General features: G+C 43.0%; 13 protein-coding genes. 7 read left to right on the plus strand and 6 right to left on the minus strand.

The annotated features are described in order from the left end of the window. Positions 1 to 94: 94 nt before the first annotated feature. Entirely contained in the window at positions 95 to 1,537 is a 1,443-nt protein-coding gene (locus tag AB4238_RS00815) for an alanine/glycine:cation symporter family protein (protein ID WP_372030656.1), read from the minus strand. Positions 1,538 to 1,962: 425 nt separating this feature from the next. On the opposite strand from AB4238_RS00815, the gene AB4238_RS00820 reads away from it, so the two are divergent. The 5 genes from AB4238_RS00820 (at position 1,963) to AB4238_RS00840 (ending at position 9,045) form a co-directional block, all read left to right on the plus strand. Continuing rightward, complete coding sequence (locus AB4238_RS00820; RefSeq protein ID WP_372030657.1) at positions 1,963 to 4,329, plus strand: phosphoketolase family protein; 2,367 nt, start codon at positions 1,963 to 1,965, stop codon at positions 4,327 to 4,329. A gap of 224 nt (positions 4,330 to 4,553) precedes the next feature. Beyond that, the gene (locus tag AB4238_RS00825; protein ID WP_372030658.1) at positions 4,554 to 5,648 is read left to right on the plus strand and encodes an OmpA family protein; all 1,095 of its coding nucleotides are present in this window, start codon (positions 4,554 to 4,556) and stop codon (positions 5,646 to 5,648) included. Positions 5,649 to 6,012: 364 nt separating this feature from the next. Further along, entirely contained in the window at positions 6,013 to 6,969 is a 957-nt protein-coding gene (tal, locus tag AB4238_RS00830) for a transaldolase (RefSeq protein ID WP_372030659.1), read from the plus strand. Between the two features lie 18 nt (positions 6,970 to 6,987). Next, positions 6,988 to 8,625 carry a glucose-6-phosphate isomerase gene (gene pgi, locus AB4238_RS00835; protein ID WP_372030660.1) on the plus strand — a complete coding sequence of 546 codons (1,638 nt, stop codon included), beginning with the start codon at positions 6,988 to 6,990 and terminating at the stop codon, positions 8,623 to 8,625. Positions 8,626 to 8,859: 234 nt separating this feature from the next. Continuing rightward, positions 8,860 to 9,045: a DUF3545 family protein gene (locus AB4238_RS00840; RefSeq protein ID WP_020913769.1), complete on the plus strand. Its 186-nt coding sequence runs from the start codon at positions 8,860 to 8,862 to the stop codon at positions 9,043 to 9,045. A 67-nt stretch (positions 9,046 to 9,112) separates the two neighbouring features. On the opposite strand, the gene AB4238_RS00845 is transcribed toward AB4238_RS00840, so the two are convergent. After that, positions 9,113 to 9,652, minus strand: coding sequence for a hemerythrin domain-containing protein (locus tag AB4238_RS00845; RefSeq protein ID WP_372030661.1), 540 nt, complete (start codon positions 9,650 to 9,652; stop codon positions 9,113 to 9,115). Between the two features lie 227 nt (positions 9,653 to 9,879). On the opposite strand from AB4238_RS00845, the gene nfo reads away from it, so the two are divergent. Then, complete coding sequence (nfo, locus tag AB4238_RS00850) at positions 9,880 to 10,734, plus strand: deoxyribonuclease IV (protein ID WP_372030662.1); 855 nt, start codon at positions 9,880 to 9,882, stop codon at positions 10,732 to 10,734. A 20-nt stretch (positions 10,735 to 10,754) separates the two neighbouring features. Here the strand turns inward: nfo and AB4238_RS00855 are convergent, their stop codons facing one another. The 4 genes from AB4238_RS00855 to thrA all read right to left on the minus strand — a co-directional run bounded on the left by AB4238_RS00855 (position 10,755) and on the right by thrA (position 16,052). Further along, positions 10,755 to 11,045, minus strand: a complete 291-nt coding sequence (locus AB4238_RS00855) for a hypothetical protein (protein ID WP_372030663.1) — start codon at positions 11,043 to 11,045, stop codon at positions 10,755 to 10,757. A gap of 258 nt (positions 11,046 to 11,303) precedes the next feature. Beyond that, the gene (gene thrC / locus AB4238_RS00860; RefSeq protein ID WP_372030664.1) at positions 11,304 to 12,587 is read right to left on the minus strand and encodes a threonine synthase; all 1,284 of its coding nucleotides are present in this window, start codon (positions 12,585 to 12,587) and stop codon (positions 11,304 to 11,306) included. 70 nt (positions 12,588 to 12,657) lie between these two features. Continuing rightward, complete coding sequence (gene thrB / locus AB4238_RS00865; protein ID WP_372030665.1) at positions 12,658 to 13,590, minus strand: homoserine kinase; 933 nt, start codon at positions 13,588 to 13,590, stop codon at positions 12,658 to 12,660. Continuing rightward, on the minus strand, positions 13,587 to 16,052 hold the full coding sequence (gene thrA, locus AB4238_RS00870; protein WP_372030666.1) for a bifunctional aspartate kinase/homoserine dehydrogenase I: 2,466 nt from the start codon (positions 16,050 to 16,052) through the stop codon (positions 13,587 to 13,589). The genes thrB and thrA overlap by 4 nt, the downstream gene beginning before the upstream one ends. Positions 16,053 to 16,765: 713 nt before the next feature. On the opposite strand from thrA, the gene slyD reads away from it, so the two are divergent. After that, positions 16,766 to 17,383, plus strand: coding sequence for a peptidylprolyl isomerase (gene slyD, locus AB4238_RS00875; RefSeq protein ID WP_372030667.1), 618 nt, complete (start codon positions 16,766 to 16,768; stop codon positions 17,381 to 17,383). Positions 17,384 to 17,444: the final 61 nt, after the last annotated feature.

Here is a 17,444-nt window from a genome sequence, read left to right on the forward strand (position 1 = left end):
ATCATACTGATCAAAAACAAAAAAACCACGCTTATAAAGCGTGGTTTTTTAGATTGCGTTAATTCAACTTACCGCATCATACTTAAACTCTCATTTAAGACTTGGTTGTAGCGCCCTGTTCATCAGACCATTCACCAGTCTCAACACCCTTTATTTCTGGGAATTGAGTGGCATCAAATGTAGGAAGCAAACCTTGCTTGATTTGACGCTCGTAATCTTTAACGACAGCAATTGCGACTTTAGACAGCATCACAATTGCAGCAATATTGACTAGAGCCATAAGTCCCATAGAAACATCTGCAAAGTTCCAAACCAACTGCAGCGAAGCTACAGAACCAGTCATCACCATCGCCAATACTAGACCGCGGAAAACATAAAGAATTTTCTTGCTCTTGGTCAGGAACATGATGTTGTTTTCTGCATAACTGTAGTTAGCAATAATTGATGAGAAACAAAATAGTATTATCGCGAATGCGATGAAGTATGCTGACCAACCACCTAGCTCATTGCTAAGCGCTAACTGCAATAGACCAATACCTTTCTGCTCACCAGGGTTATCTAACACACCAGACAATAAGATAATTGCCGCCGATGCACTACAGATAACGATTGTATCAACAAATACGCCAATCATCTGTACAAAGCCTTGTGACGCAGGGTGGTTCGGGTTTGGCGTTGCAGATGCAGCAATGTTAGCCGCACTCCCCATACCCGCTTCGTTTGAGAATAGACCACGGGCAATACCCGCCATCATTGCGCCCATCGCGCCACCAGCGGCTTCTTCCCAACCAAATGCACTCTTAACAATTAACGTTAGTGCAGCAGGTACTTGATCAATATTAATGACCAAAACAACCATTGCGATTGCTAAGTACGCAACGGCCATCACTGGCACGATAAGCTCTGACGCACGTGCAACCTTTTTCAAACCACCACAAATGATGTAGGCAGATGCCATTACAATGACTAAGCCAACAAGTGTCTTATCCAAACCGAATGCGTTATTCAATGCATCAGTCATGGTGTTCGCTTGTGCAGCATTGAAAGCAAAACCAAAAGCAATAATCAGTAGAATGGAGAAAAGTATTCCCATCCACTTCTTACCTAGGCCTTTTTCCATGTAATAAGCAGGACCGCCGCGATATTGCCCGTCACTGTCTTTAACTTTGTAGACTTGAGCAAGTGTTGACTCAATAAATGCGGTTGCCATACCAAGAAGTGCAATTAGCCACATCCAGAAAATAGCACCAGCGCCACCTACAGTTATCGCAACTGCAACACCAGCCATATTACCGGTACCTACACGTGCAGCCATTGAAGTACAAAAAACTTGAAAAGAGGAGATGCCATTGACTTTTTCGCGTCCTTGGAGCACTAACTTAACCCCATGGCCAAACAATCTAAACTGTATAAAGCCCAAGCGAAGTGTAAAAAGTACGCCAGCAGCGACTAATACATAAATAAGTAAGCTACCCCACAATACGCCGTTGACGGCGTTGATTGTAGATTCAACTGCATTAATTAACGGTTCGAACATAATTATTATTTATCCCCACGACAAACATAATCGAGCGTTGTGACACTGGATTAGGTTTGGCTTGTGTTTATCCTTCCTAATGTATTTAAATGCCAGCAGATTTTCTTTTTGAATTATCCATACGTGATTAAATTACCGTCACGTCTGCTGCATTCCGCGCTGCAAAATAGCATAGCATTGCTTTAACCCTGAGTGATACAGATCACACATCATCATTTAGCTGACATCCGAATCACAGGAACTTTTAAACATATCTAACTAAATTAACCAAAATAACACATCATTTACATCTAGCTTTACTACATTTATCAGTACAAATTACTTTCTATAAATAAGATGTAGGACACGTTTTTGTAATAAAATTACAAATATAGTAGTTCCCATCAAATTTGTTTAACTTTCTGATTACGTAAATGGGGTTATTTATGTCACATCAACAAGAGATCGTTTCCTTAAAGAAATTCGTTAGAGCAACTAACTTTTTGGCGACATCACAAATTTACCTAAAGCAAAACGTGCTACACAAACGTGCTTTAGCTCACACTGATATTAAGCCAAGACTACTTGGTCACTGGGGAACATGTCCAGGTATTAACTTTGTATACGCAAACGTTAATAGACTGATTACTAAGCACAACCGTCCATTTGTATACCTTGTTGGCCCGGGTCACGGTTTCCCAGCAGTACAAGCTAACCTCTTCATGGAAGGATCTCTTAGTCATTTTTATCCTGACACTATTCCATACAACGAAGATGGTATCACTGATATTTGCCAAAAGTTCTCTGCAGCATATGGCTACCCTTCTCATGCAAACCCTGAAGCACCAGGTCAAATTTTAGAAGGTGGTGAACTTGGTTACTCACTTTCAGTTGCGTGGGGTGCCGTACTCGATAACCCAGATTTAATTGCAACTTGCCTAATTGGCGATGGCGAATCTGAAACAGGTCCACTTGCTGCTTCTTGGTATGCAAACCGTCTGGTTTCACCAAAGAACAATGGTGCTGTACTTCCTATCGTACATATCAATGGCTACAAAATTTCTGGCCCTACTCGTATGGGAAGAATGAGCCATGAAGAACTTGATCTAGAATTCCGTGGTCTTGGCTACCACCCAATCATCGTTGATGATGAACTAGAACAAGATGTCTATGAGCAGATGACTGCAGCAATGGACTTATCTTATGAGATGATCAGCGACATTCAGACACGTGCTAGAGCTGGCGAAGATGTTGTTAAGCCGCGCTGGCCTGTCATCCTTATGCGTACCGCTAAAGGTTGGACTGGTACTGCAGAGTATAATGGTAAGAAGCTTGAAGGTAACTGCGAGTCACACCAAGTTATTGTCAACAAGTGTGCGACTGATAAAGGTCACCTTGACGCACTAAACACTTGGCTTGCCAGCTACAAATTTAATGAGCTTTACAGTATTAACGAGCAAGGTGAGCTGATCTTTGACAAAGACATTCAGTCTCTTATTCCACCTAAAGAACTCTCTTGTGGTCGTCAGCATCTAAGTTATGGTGGTGAAGTGGTTCGCGCTTTAACCAACCCAGATCTTGAAAAATTAGCCTACGGTCCTGAAACACCTCGTGGTCAACGTGGTCTATCAATGTTCAAGATGGGCGAGTGGATGCGTGATGCATTTAAACTTAACCGTGACCAGCGTAACCTGCGTATCTTCTGTCCAGATGAAACCTACTCTAACCAGCTACAAGCTGTGTTCGAAGAAACTGACCGTGCATGGCAGTGGCCTATCGAAAGCTGGGACGAAGACATGTCTCGTGATGGACGCGTGATTGAGTTGCTATCTGAAAACCTACTTTTCGGTATGCTACACGGTTACACAGTAACTGGCCGTCACGCGATGTTCCCAACTTATGAAGCTTTCTCACAAGTTGTTTCGTCTATGGCTGACCAATACTGTAAATACGTTTACGCTAGCCAAGGTGTACATTTCCGTAAACCAGTGCCTGCATGTAACGTAGTACTTTCATCACTGCTTGAGCGCCAAGACCACAATGGTTACTCTCATCAGAACCCATCTTTCCTAGGTGCGATGTTAGAAAAACATCCAAAGATTATCTCTGCTTACCTTCCTGCTGATGGTAACAGTACTCTTGTTTATACTGAGCGTGCATACGCTGACCGCGACAAGTTAAACATCTTAGTTGCTGGTAAGAAAGATCTTCCACAGTGGCTAACACTTGATGAAGCACGTCAACAAGCTAAAGACGGTGTCATGGTTTGGGATTTTGCTTCTGATGAAAATCCAGACGTGGTCCTAGTGGGTTGTGGTGACTACGTGACTCAAGAAGCGATGGCGGCACTGGTACTTATCAGAGAGATATTACCACGCGTACGCATTCGTTTTGTGAGTGTCACAGAGCTTACTAGTAGCGGCTTAGGTAGCTTAGACTTCCAAAGCAAGCCATGGTTGATGGATGAAGTATTCACAGCAGATAAAGGTGTGGTATTCAACTACCACGGCTACCCGAATACGATTAAGAAACTCGTGTTTGACTACAAAGGCAGCGACCGTTTCAGAATCAAAGGCTATGAAGAAGAAGGTTCGACAACAACACCGTTTGATATGGGTGTGCGTAACGGTACTTCACGTTACCACCTTGTTATTGATATGGCCTACAAACTATTCCAGCAAGGCGTTATTGATGAGACTCAACACGTCGCATTAACGACAGATATGCTGCAACGTTTGGTTGACCACAGAAACTACATCAAAGCCAACGGTGTTGATCCGATAAGCATTGAAAACTGGGTGTGGACGCGATAACCCCTCCTTAAATTATCCCAAATCAAAAGGTGCCTTCTCAAGAAGGCACCTTTTTTGTTATCCACTTAAGCATTTATATTAACAATAAAGTGGAAAATGTTACATTTACGACGGATAATATTGTCAGCCAGCTATAAAACCAAAGGATCTCCGTGACAAGTGCTGGCACTACCTAAGACTTAAGTAGACGGGGGAGTTTTATAAATAAAACATAAGGATTACCAATGATGAACAAAACTCTACAAGCAGTATTACTGACTTCAATGCTACCTTTCGCTGCTAGCGCAGCAGACGGCATGAGCCCTTGGTATGTTGGTGGCGGTGTCGGTATTAACAACTACGAGCCCAATTGCGATCAAAAAACCATGAAAGCCTGTGGCGATGATGAGCGATATGCATGGGATGTGTTTGGTGGTTACCTATTTAGCGACTACTTTGGTGTTGAATTAGGTTATCGCGATTTAGGTCGCGTTGAATGGGTAGATTACTCAGACAAGCTCAATGACGTCGGCGCTCGAGGTATGAACCTAGGTTTAGTTGCCTTTTGGCCATTTGCCAACCGCTGGAGCTTATCAGCAGAAGCTGGCGCACTAAACTACCTTATCTCCAACAAAAAAAATTATGGCAGCGAATACTACAGTGATAGCGGCGTAGCCCCCTATATTGGCGCAGGTATTGGCTACAACATTACCGATAACCTAAAACTGCAAGCTAAGTATCGTCGATACGAAAATCTAGACGAAGATAAGTGGAAAACATTAGAGATGGAGAGCAACTATTGGGGACTTGAGTTAAGCTACCGTTTCGGCAGCAAATCTAAGCCAATAGTACCTGTAGCGGTTGTGGTTGGTGATGCTGATAACGATGGCGTCAATGACGATATCGATCAATGTTCAGATACTCCAGCAACTCATAAAGTTGATAGTGATGGTTGTACTATCTATCGAGATGTTGAAGATAAATTCGAGGTTGAAGCTAAATTCGCCAGTAACTCCGCCACTGTAAAAGAAGCATCTTACAGCGACATTAAGAAGCTAGCCGAATACATGAATAAGCACCCAAATTCAGAGGTCACCATTGCTGGCCATGCCTCAAATACTGGTGCTGCGGATTACAATATGGCGCTGTCTGAACGTCGTGCGATAGCCGTTGCAGATCTACTTATCAATGAGTATGGCATAGCACCTGGAAGAGTATCATCTAAGGGTTACGGCATTACCCAACCGTTAATTGAGGGAAGCTCTAAAGAGGCTAACCAAGCTAACCGCCGTATCGACGCGCATGTGAGTGGAACGGAAATAGTACCAGTACTGAAGTAAACACGATCTTATTATTTCGATAATATTTGATATCGTATTTGTTAGGTGATTTTGACAAGCTCACAGTTTTATAGCTGTGGGCTTTTTGTTTAATTGCTGCAGCTACTATACTCAACAACTGAGGTTTAGCGCATTACTCAATATTTTTGTTTTAGCAGCCTATAGGACAGAAATTTCATCAGACTGCAAGAATCAAACGTTAATATTGGTAGCTATATTACCAAAGAAAGCTGTTTTACTGATTTTTTGCAACTTTTCTGTAATTTTTTTTCATATTTTAGTTGGAATGATCATTAAAATGGCTTTTAATACCTGCTAATTAACCATCAAACTTATGCTGCTCATTGAGAAGGATGTAATTCACATGGCGAACACATTAGAACAACTTAAACCCATCACGACTATCGTGGCGGATACTGGTGATATTGAAGCCATAAAACGTTACCAGCCAGAAGATGCTACAACGAACCCATCGCTCATCCTAAAAGCATCACAAATCCCGGAATACAGTGGCCTAATTGACAATGCTATTACTTGGGCAAAAAGCCAAAGTGACAATCTTGAACAGCAGATTGAAGATGCAGGTGACAAACTTGCGGTAAATATTGGTTTAGAGATCCTTAAAATTGTTCCTGGTCGCATCTCTACTGAAGTCGATGCGCGTTTATCTTTTGATAAAACAGCCTCTATCGCAAAAGCACACAAGCTTATCAAGTTGTACAAAGAAGCGGGTATCGACAAATCACGTATTTTGATAAAACTTGCCTCTACGTGGGAAGGGATCTGCGCAGCTAAAGAGCTTGAACAAGAAGGGATCAACTGTAACCTAACGCTACTATTTAGTTTTGCTCAAGCTCGAGCTTGTGCAGAAGCTGGGGTTTACCTGATCTCTCCATTTGTCGGCCGTATTCTTGATTGGTATAAGAAAGATACAGGACTTGAGTATTCAGCAGCAGAAGATCCAGGTGTTGTGTCGGTAACAAGTATCTACAACTACTATAAGCGTCATGGCTTTAACACTGTCGTTATGGGAGCAAGTTTCCGTAACACAGGTGAAATCATCGAACTTGCTGGTTGTGACCGACTCACTATTGGTCCAGCGCTGTTAGAAGAGTTATCAAACAGCAATACACCTATCGTACAAAAATTGCTACCTGCAACAGAAACGGTTGCGGCCGAGCCTGCTATGTCTGAAGCACAGTTCCGCTGGGAATTTAATGAAGACCCAATGGCTGTAGAGAAACTAGCTGAAGGGATCCGTAACTTTGCAGTAGACCAAGGTAAACTTGAAGTCATGCTTAAAGCAGAGCTATCGTCTTAAAGGAATAGGACTACTAAAATGACCGAACTGACTCAGCTTGCCAGTTGGCAAGCACTTCAGCAACACTGTAAAACCGTGCCGCACATGCGCGAGCTGTTTAAACAACAGCCACAGCGATTCGATGATATGTCTACCAAGGCATGCGGACTGCTTTTAGATTACTCTAAAAATAGAGCTTCAACAGAAACTTTGTCACTGCTTTTTGCATTGGCAAAAGAATCTAAACTTGAAGAAAAAATCAAAGCCATGTTTGCCGGTGACACTATTAATAATACTGAGCAGCGAGCAGTACTACATACAGCACTTCGAGCGCCAAAAGATAAGGTCATAAACGTTGACGGTGTCAACATTGTTGCTGAAGTTCAGCAAACCTTAGACAAAATGGAAAGCTTTGTTGGCTCGGTAACAACAGGTGAGTGGAAAGGCTATACAGGCAAGACCATTACTGATGTTGTGAGCATTGGCATTGGTGGGTCATTTTTAGGTCCTAAAATAGTCTCCCAAGCGCTGCGTCCATATTGGACTGGCCAGCTAAATTGTCATTTTGTTGCCAACGTTGATGGCACATCAATTACTGAAAAGCTTAAAGGGCTCAATGCAGAAACAACATTGTTTGTCATGTCCTCTAAATCTTTCGGCACCCAAGAAACATTGACCAATACATTAAGTGCTAAAGATTGGTTTTTAGCACAGGGTGCTACCCAATCAGATGTTGCTAAGCACTTTGTTGCCGTTAGTTCTAATGTTGCTAAAGCCACTGAATTTGGTATTGACGCTAATAACATCTTCCCAATGTGGGACTGGGTTGGCGGACGTTACTCACTATGGTCAGCAATTGGTTTACCTATCGCACTGCTTGTTGGTATGGACAACTTTCGTGAGCTGCTTGCTGGTGCCCACGAAATGGATAATCACTTCCTAGAGACCCCGATCGAAAGCAATATGCCGGTGATCATGGGAATGTTTTCTCTGTGGTACGGTAATTTCTTTAATGCACAATCTCACGTAGTACTGACATACGATCATTACTTACGTGGCCTGCCTGCATACTTCCAACAGCTTGATATGGAAAGTAATGGTAAATCTGTCACGCTTAATGGCACTGATGTGGACTACAGTACTGGACCTGTGATCTGGGGCGGTGAAGGCACGAATGGACAGCATGCCTACCACCAGCTACTTCATCAAGGTACTGCACTTATCCCAGCCGATTTTATTATGCCGTTAAATAGCCATAATCCAATTGGTGAGCACCATGTTCAGCTAGCCTCAAACTGTTTTGGCCAAACCCAAGCATTAATGCAGGGAAGGACTTTCGACGAAGCATTAGCTGAATTAAGCGGTAGCTCATTGTCAGATAGTGAAAAGCAGCTTATTGCGCAACACAAAGTGATGCCAGGTAATAAACCGAGCAACACACTGCTAATGGACAAGCTTACGCCTACAACATTGGGCGCGCTGATTGCACTGTATGAGCACAGAACTTTTGTTCAAGGTGCGATATGGCAGATCAACTCTTTTGATCAATGGGGTGTAGAACTAGGTAAACAGTTGGGTAATGATGTGCTGGACAGATTAACAGCCCAATCTGATGCTACAGATTTAGATTCCTCAAGTAATGCGTTAATTAACCTATTCAAGCAGAATAAAATTTAACCATTCGGTCTAATAGTTAATAACACTAAAAAAGCCAGTTTCGACTGGCTTTTTTGATTTTCATCGCCAACACTCCCAAACAAACATGAATAAAATTCAAGTTTATCAAAATTAACACCTTTCTCTAGACACTGAAATTTCATACTCGATTAACACAAATGAAACATTTATGTTGCACCATACTTGAAAAACATGCTATTTATTTGATGACAAAATAAACAACAGGAGGTTGCCATGAATCGACTTGATTATGGTAGTGCGCTAGATAGTATAGTTGAGAAGCCAAGCCGCTCGAGAAGCTCCAACAAAAAGCGGAAATGGCGTGAAATTGAAGCTCTAAAGGAAAAGCACCGTTTACTTAAAGAACTTCAAGACATTGACACCAGCTTTGAAGGTGAATTGGACACCCTCCTGATGTAACAAAACCAAAAAAAGAGCGTTGATTCGCTCTTTTTTGTTTTTAATACCAACTCCACAAATAACGCTGCTACTCATCAGCCTCTATATACTCTTTCAACTCTTCAAATAGCACGTTATCGCATTCACTGAATAACGGATCATCTATAAGCCTTGCATCGCACATCTGCACAACCGTTTGCCAATCAGATTCCGTTATCACGTTCGCCCATTTGGGGAAGACTGTCGACTCCTCAAAGTCCATGTGCGACTGTTGCAACGCGACATAGCTTGCTAAGTCACCGACGAGTTGCTCTTTAGACACCACCACATCGCTTAATATAAGGTTCAAAGTGGCCATTAATGAGGCTGATGCATCGACAAGTTTCTTATGTTCCGAGGTGAGCGTTTCGTTAATATGCGCCCCACCCAACTTGTTCCAATAGAACTCAGAGATCACTTCCTCCAGTGGATGGTGGCTGTGTTCAGCGTAGCTCTGCATATATTCAACAATATCTCGAACTAAGTTGTAATTAATCCCTTCACCGGCCGCTAGCTTAATGTGTTTGGCCTTTAAAATCTTAAGCAAAATACCAATATGCTTGTGATCGTGCATGAGTCTGGCTAGCATAGTTTTCTCCACCCGAATTAAGCCCCACTAGATACAATATTAGTAAACCGTACGAATAACACCCAACTATAACAAAATGATAAATAGCCTGTTCGTGATAGAGATCAACAAAATAAGATGGTGATACAATCACTTACTTACTTATAAGTATCTGTAAATATCGAGCCGTTACAGAATTATTCCAACTCAAAATTTGTTAGGAATGGAAAATAACAGGAATCATGACAATGTTAACAAGTCATCTCATCGGCGCACATGTCAGTGCTGCAGGTGGCATTGCCAACGCCCCCAAAAATGCCGTAGCGATAGGAGCGAATGCTTTCGCACTGTTTACCAAGAACCAGCGTAGATGGGTAAGTAAACCTCTAGATGAAGCACAAATAGCATTGTTTCAACAAAACTGTGCAGAAGCTAATATCTCAATGGATGCCATTCTCCCCCATGACAGCTATCTCATTAATCTAGGCCATCCCGATGATGAGCTACTTACCAAGTCGAGAGAGGCCTTCTATGACGAGATAGCAAGGTGCGAACAAATAGGCTTAACACTGCTTAACTTTCACCCTGGCAGTCATCTAAGGCAGATAGATACAGACAAGTGCTTATCGCGCATTAGTGAGTCGATAAACTTTGCACTGTCGCAGTCAACCAAAGTCACTGCTGTCATCGAAAATACCGCAGGTCAAGGCTCTAACCTTGGCCATAGCTTCGAGCAGCTGGCGCAGATAATTGATGGCGTTGAAGACAAATCACGTGTTGGTATCTGTATTGATACGTGTCATATGTTTGCCGCGGGCTATGACATTCGCAGCCAAGAGAGCTGTTTGTCAGCCTTTAACCTGTTTGATGAAGTTGTCGGTAACCATTATTTGAAGGCAATGCACCTAAACGACAGCAAGACCAAGCTTAATAGCCGAGTGGATCGCCATCAATCACTAGGCAAAGGTGAAATAGGTGCTGAGGCTTTTTCAACGTTAATGACGCTTGAAGCTGTAAGAGGGATCCCACTGATTTTAGAAACAATAGACGCCGATCTTTGGCCAGCTGAAATTAACTGGCTACGGAGTTTAGTGCCACAATAGATAAGCAGAAAGGAGCGAAACTAAAGTAAACACTTATAGATCACCGCAACCACCCTAGTGGGTTCACCTTGGTCTATTTGCAACCATACTATATGCGTGCCTTGGATCTCTTCACCCTGCTTGATGGCGCTGAGCTTTGCATCGGCCAGCGCATTTTCACCTCGCCCAAGACCTGTAACCATGGCAAAGCTATCACAGTGAGTCACTTCAAAGTCGTATGCTTCGTTTATTCTATGGTAAAGCTCAAACTCTTCGCTCGCACAACCACTTAATAGAGTAACTAATAATATACTGACAAAGAAACGTAACACCGATATGCACCCACAAGGAAAACTGCGCGCATAATATAGAAAATGTTGAGTAAAAAGAATGGTACAAATAACACTAAGGTGGTTTGAGATGATACATTTAGAATCACTTGTGAAAACGCAAAAACCACTCTACCGCTTTCATAACAACCTCCCCACACAAAGCCGCGTTACAACACAGCTAACGCACATCTAAACCACAAAAAAAAAGAAGCTATAACAGCTTCTCTTTTGTGTTAATTGGAGCGTACTAGAAATTTATTAACCTAATACACTAAACAAATGAGCCTTCAAAACTTCAAAATCAGCCGTAAGTTCTGCCGACAAAATAGTCTTAGGCACTACATTTTCAAGTGCTGTAGGAAGAGGGAGTTCAATCTCTAACACTTGTTCAACCACTTCGTTAAACTTAGCAGGGTGCGCAGTGCCAAGGAAGATACCTTTTTCATCTGCAGACATTGTTTGATTCAATGCAAAAGCTGCAATTGCTGCGTGGGGTTCAGATAGGTATCCCGCATGATGTAGCGCTTTAACTGAATCACTGGTATCTGCTTCAGAGACTCCAACGCCTTTGATATCAGCCAAAGACCAGTTCATCGACTTAACAATCGCTTCGACTCTAGGCCAGTTACTTGGCTCTGCCACATCCATTGCATTAGACATGGTTGCAACCGTTAGCTGCGGCGACCACTCACCATTATCAAGATAACGTGGCACGGTATCATTACTATTCGTCGCAGCAACAAAGCGCTTAACGGGCAGTCCCATCGCTTTAGCAAACAAACCAGCAGTTAAATTACCAAAGTTACCACTCGGCACTGCAATAACTGGATCGTCACTGTTACTTTGCTTGTACTGTGCAACAGCCTCAAAATAATAACAAATCTGTGCCAGTAAACGACTAATGTTGATTGAGTTGGCAGAGTTAAGGTGCAAGCCATCGCGGATATCGCTGTCTTCAAAAGATTGCTTCACTAAGGTCTGGCATGCATCAAAATCAGCGCTTACCGCGACAGTATGGATATTGCCACCTAATGTAGTAAACATCTTCTCCTGCAACAGGCTGATCTTGCCTTTGGGGTACAGAACGACAACATTGATATTATCAAGTCCGTAAAATGCATCAGCAACCGCTGCGCCAGTATCCCCTGAAGTCGCGGTTAGAATGTTTATCTTTTCATCTTTCGCTAATTCATTTAGACATTGCGCCATAAAACGGGCACCAAAATCTTTAAAGGCTAACGTAGGGCCATGGAAAAGCTCCAAGCTGTAAAGATTTTTGTCTGCTTGCACCAATGGCAGCTCAAAATTAAATGCCCTCTCAACCAGTCGATCAACCGTCTCTTGTCCCAATTCTGACGCAAGCCAAGCTCCAATGACTTTTTTACTACGCTCAACGAACGGCAAGGCAAGTATGCTATCAATATCTTCTATGCTAGGGATGCTTTTTGGAAAGAAAAGCCCACGATCTTTTCCAAGCCCAAGTTTGACCGCTTCTGTAAAGCTCACGACTTGTGAGGGATGCTTTAGGTTGTACAATTCCATGACTATTTCCTTTAATTCTTTATATCTATTAGCTAATTGCGCTTCACTAGGCAAAAGCGTAAAAATCTATTTAGACGCGACGCGCCCCTAAATCATCAATTTTACAAATATGAGAAAAACCCAACTGTGGATCGATGTAGTTTTCATCTAACCACTGCTTGGCAGCTTGCGCAGTTTCCACATCATCAGTAATGGTAAACAGAGTCGGGCCGCTGCCGGAGATCCCCGTCGTTAACATGCCTAACTCATTAAGCGCCAATTTAGCTTGCTGATATTGCGGGATCTCCGCGGCGCGGTATGGCTCTGCAAGCACATCTTTTAGCACCGCAATTGCAAGCTTGTCATCTTGCTTATAACAAGCATGTACAAACGCACTTAAATAACGACCAAAATCGATAGCTGTTTGCTTTGAATAATGCTCAGGCATCAAGTCACGCATACGTGCTGTTGATAGCGAAATGCCCGGATATGCAACCACCCAATACCACTGTTTAAAAGTCGGTATAGGTTCGCAAATGGCTTGCGGAGTCTCTAGCATTAACTGCAAACCGCCTAGAAAACAAGGCGCGACATTGTCGTAATGCACAGAGCCACTAATCTTACCTTCAAAGTCACCCATGAGTTTGAGTACTTGCTGCTCGGAAAATGGTTGCACAAAATACTCATTGAGTGCCATCAATGCAGCAACAACTGAGCTAGCACTAGAGCCTAAACCACTACCAACAGGTAGGTTCTTCTCCAGTGTCAGTTTAAGCCCTACATTTTGTCCTAAATGCTCAAGGAAAAAAACAGCACATTGATACACTATATTGTCATTTTGATTGGCCGGAAGCTTGTTAGCCCAATGGCCAACAACCACTAGCTCAAGCCCTTGCTCAGCGCGCTCAACAGTGACCTTATCACCGAGTAAGCTACCATCAACAGGTGCTAACGCGCCGCCAAGTAAGTCAAAACCCACCCCAACATTGCCCATTGAAGCAGGGGCATAGATTGTTACGCTCATACACCCACCTCACGTGTCCAGTTCAACGTCCTTAAGATATCTGCAAAAGCACCTGCCGCAGTGACATCAGTACCTGCGCCATAACCTCTTAATACAAATGGGATTGGTTGATAGTAACGGCTATAAAATGCCAAAGCATTCTCGCCGCCTTTGACGCTATATAGTGGGTCACTCGCGTCCACTTCAGCTATTTTGACTTTGCAGCCGTCATCATCAATCTGTCCGACATAACGCAAAACCTTCCCTTCGGCTTTTGCGGCCTCGATACGTTGTGCGATAGCAGCATCAACAGCAGGTAAATTCGCCATAAAGGTGTCAACATCGCCCGCTGCATCAAATGACTCAGGTAAAACGGATTCCACATGTATGTCTGACAACTCAAGCTCCATGCCTACTTCGCGAGCCAAAATCAGTACTTTTCGCGCAACATCCATACCACTTAAATCATCGCGCGGATCAGGCTCTGTAAAGCACTTATCTCTGGCAATGCTTGTGGCCTGGGATAGCGTCATCCCCTCATCTAACATACCAAATATATATGATAAGCTACCCGATAATATGCCATTAAAGCGCAGCAGTTTATCACCGGCAAATAACAACTTTTTAAGGTTGTCGATAACAGGCAACCCCGCACCAACGGTTGTTTCATAAAGGAACTGACGGCGCTGCTTTAACGCCGTTTGGCGCAGCGCACGATAATAATCCATGTCACGAGTATTAGCCTTCTTATTCGGCGTAACTACATGAAGCCCGGCATTCATTACCGCAAGATATTGATCAGAGATAATCTCACTAGAAGTACAATCCACAAGCACTGGGTTTAACAACTGTTGCTCTTTAGCCCACAGCAGCATCTCTTCAATATTGGCATCCTGCTCTGTTTCAGCTAACAATCCCTGCCAGTTAGACAAGTCGATACCTTGAGCATCTAATAGCATCTGTTTAGAGTTAGCGATACCGCATACGCGTACGGCAATATGCTGCTCTTTTAACATCTGACGTTGTTGTTTAATCTGCTCAAGTAAACCGGCACCAACATTACCGCAGCCAACAAGGAATACATCTAAATAGTGCTGCACATCAAAGAAAGATTGATGACAGGCAGATATCGCATGTTTAGTTTTTCGCTGCTCGACCACTGCTGAAATAGAACGCTCAGATGACCCCTGCGCAATAGCAACAATATTGACAGTGGCTTGCGCCAACGCTTGGAAGAACTTGGCTGCAACACCTTTATGGGTGCGCATACCATCACCAATTAGAGAGACAATAGCCAATTCGTGACGCATCTCGATAGGCTCTAGTAGTTCACTCTTAAGTTCTAGGTCGAACTCCTGCTCTAACGCATACTTCGCTTTAGCAGCATCTTCAGTAGCAACACAGAAGCTGATACTGTACTCAGATGAACTTTGTGTAATCAAAGAAACTGACACCCCAGAACGAGATATTGCGCCTAATATACGGCTCGCCATCCCTACCATCCCTTTCATACCGGGTCCTGAAACGTCAAACATAGTTTGATCATCAAGATTAGAGATAGCTTTTACATTGAGTCCGGTTTCATCAGGCTCGTTTGATACTAGAGTACCAACTGCTTCAGGGTTTAACGTATTTCGGATGTAGCAAGGAATGTGGTATTGAGCAATTGGAGCCACAGTTTTTGGGTGTAAAACTTTTGCACCAAAATAGGAGACTTCCATCGCCTCTTGATAACTCATTTGTGAAAGAAGCTTGGCGTCAGCAACTACACGAGGGTCAGTATTGTATACACCATCGACGTCGGTCCAGATCTCACAGCAGCTTGCTTCAAGACACGCTGATAGTACCGCAGCAGAATAATCTGAGCCATTACGCCCTAAAGTGACTATCTTACCATCGCTGTCTCCAGCGGTGAAACCAGGCATAACCCACACATGAGCAACACTTAGATCTAGCGCGCCAAATCGCAGTTTACTTGCTTCAATATCAACCACCGATTCCAACCGCGGACCATGTCCTACCAGCAGAGATTCAGGTTCCAATATCGCAGAGGAGTAATTAGCGGCCTTCATCACTTCAACCATTAATGCAGACGACAGTTTCTCACCGCCCACTAACACTGCAGCCTCAACACTCTCAGGACACTCATTGAGTAGGCTCATACCCGCAAGCTTATCGCTCCAAAAACTCATCTGCTGCTGCAGTCTATTCGCTAAGTGTTGATTTTGTTCATCAGTTAAAGCGCTTGAAGCCTCACCATACAAAGCAATAAAGACCTGCTCTACTTTGGCCAACACGGCTTTATAGTCGCCACCTTTAACTGCAACTTCTACCATTTCAATTAAACCATTGGTAACCGTTGCTGGCGCAGATAATACCACTGCTGTACTTTCTGATTTTGCAGACTGGACTACAATATCGGCTGCTGTTCTAAATCGCTGCCAATTTGCAAGCGAGGTTCCACCAAATTTCATTACTTTCATCGAAAACTCCTTGTACCGCGCCACGTTAAGAAACAAAAAAGCCCGCTCCTTTGTGGGGAGCGGGCTTGATATTTAACTTATATCAGATTGTGCTTAGCCCGCCCCCACGTTGGTAATAGTGGTGGTTGTAATAATCGTGGTGATCATTATCTGATGGCTAGACATATAAATTAGGTTTAATCCAATTGGAATAATTTGTGTGCTAACAGAATTGCTTTTTAACCAAGAAGTGTCAACCCCTAAATTTTCATTATTGTTATTAATAGCCATTTTCTCGAGTAAACCGCAATAAAGCGCTATAAATAGCAATTTGAATAAGCAGTCGTTAATACTCTCTTGCCCCAACAAATGTTACGTTAACGTAAACATAAAGCAGAGCTATACATAAGGTGCTGTTAAAAAACAATTTATATACATTTCAAATAATGATAAAAGTCAAAATACGCTCACTATATAGATAACAGTCAACTTTTATAATATAGGCTCATTTTTACATTTTAGCCTCTAGGGCTGAAGCGGGGATCTAGCGCAATTGCTGATAAAATTAAAAAGCACTATTTATGATATTTAGCTATAAGAGGCGACTAACCCTTTTTATTAAGCCCAATCTATTCCTAATAAAGATGTGGCTTAGGTAGCATAAGTCGATCCAATCTGTCGCAAATTGACACAATCCAAGCTAGAATGCGCGCAAATTACCGATTGGAGCCAATATGAAAATCACCGAAAAATGTGCAGTAAGCATCCATTACCGATTATCAGATGCAAAAGGCCAGCTTGTAGAAAGCTCTTTTGAAGGCGAGCCGATGCTATATTTGCACGGTGCAGAAAATATGATCCCAGGCCTAGAGGCAGCTCTTGAAGGTAAAGAGCAAGGTGACGTACTCGATGTAACTGTAGATGCAGAGCAAGGCTATGGCGCATACCATGATGGTCTATGCCAAGAAGTCCCATTATCAGCTTTTGGTGACATCGAAGATATCGTACCTGGCATGCGTTTCATAGCTGAAACAGAAATGGGACAACGTCCAGTTCAAGTGACAGAAGTTAAAGATGACGTTGTTATCGTAGATGGCAACCACCCTTTAGCAGGCCAGACTCTGAGCTTTAATGTTGAAGTGCTAGAAGTACGCGCAGCGACAGAGGAAGAGGTCGCTCACGGTCACATTCACGCAGCAGGTTCTAGCTGTGGCGGACACGAACATTCCCATGAAGGTGGATGTTGTGGTGGCGGCGAGCACAACCACGAAGGCGGTTGTTGCAGTGACGACGAAGCCAAAGAAGCTAAAGAAGGTTGCGATGGCAACGGTGGCTGTGGTTGCAGACACTAAAGCTATCTAGTTCTTTAGACTGATTTAAGGCGCGTTTCATTACAAAAATGAAACGCGTTTT

The sequence above is a fragment of the Shewanella sp. 10N.286.45.A1 genome, assembly GCF_041470405.1.
GTDB lineage: Bacteria > Pseudomonadota > Gammaproteobacteria > Enterobacterales > Shewanellaceae > Shewanella.

What these genes read in the sequence shown, in the direction of transcription:
- AB4238_RS00815 (WP_372030656.1), bottom strand. Translation starts at nt 1,537, where the DNA reads ATGTTCGAACCGTTAATTAATGCAGTTGAATCTACAATCAACGCCGTC.
- AB4238_RS00820 (WP_372030657.1), top strand. Translation starts at nt 1,963, where the DNA reads ATGTCACATCAACAAGAGATCGTTTCCTTAAAGAAATTCGTTAGAGCA.
- AB4238_RS00825 (WP_372030658.1), top strand. Translation starts at nt 4,554, where the DNA reads ATGATGAACAAAACTCTACAAGCAGTATTACTGACTTCAATGCTACCT.
- tal (WP_372030659.1), top strand. Translation starts at nt 6,013, where the DNA reads ATGGCGAACACATTAGAACAACTTAAACCCATCACGACTATCGTGGCG.
- pgi (WP_372030660.1), top strand. Translation starts at nt 6,988, where the DNA reads ATGACCGAACTGACTCAGCTTGCCAGTTGGCAAGCACTTCAGCAACAC.
- AB4238_RS00840 (WP_020913769.1), top strand. Translation starts at nt 8,860, where the DNA reads ATGAATCGACTTGATTATGGTAGTGCGCTAGATAGTATAGTTGAGAAG.
- AB4238_RS00845 (WP_372030661.1), bottom strand. Translation starts at nt 9,652, where the DNA reads ATGCTAGCCAGACTCATGCACGATCACAAGCATATTGGTATTTTGCTT.
- nfo (WP_372030662.1), top strand. Translation starts at nt 9,880, where the DNA reads ATGTTAACAAGTCATCTCATCGGCGCACATGTCAGTGCTGCAGGTGGC.
- thrC (WP_372030664.1), bottom strand. Translation starts at nt 12,587, where the DNA reads ATGGAATTGTACAACCTAAAGCATCCCTCACAAGTCGTGAGCTTTACA.
- thrB (WP_372030665.1), bottom strand. Translation starts at nt 13,590, where the DNA reads ATGAGCGTAACAATCTATGCCCCTGCTTCAATGGGCAATGTTGGGGTG.
- thrA (WP_372030666.1), bottom strand. Translation starts at nt 16,052, where the DNA reads ATGAAAGTAATGAAATTTGGTGGAACCTCGCTTGCAAATTGGCAGCGA.
- slyD (WP_372030667.1), top strand. Translation starts at nt 16,766, where the DNA reads ATGAAAATCACCGAAAAATGTGCAGTAAGCATCCATTACCGATTATCA.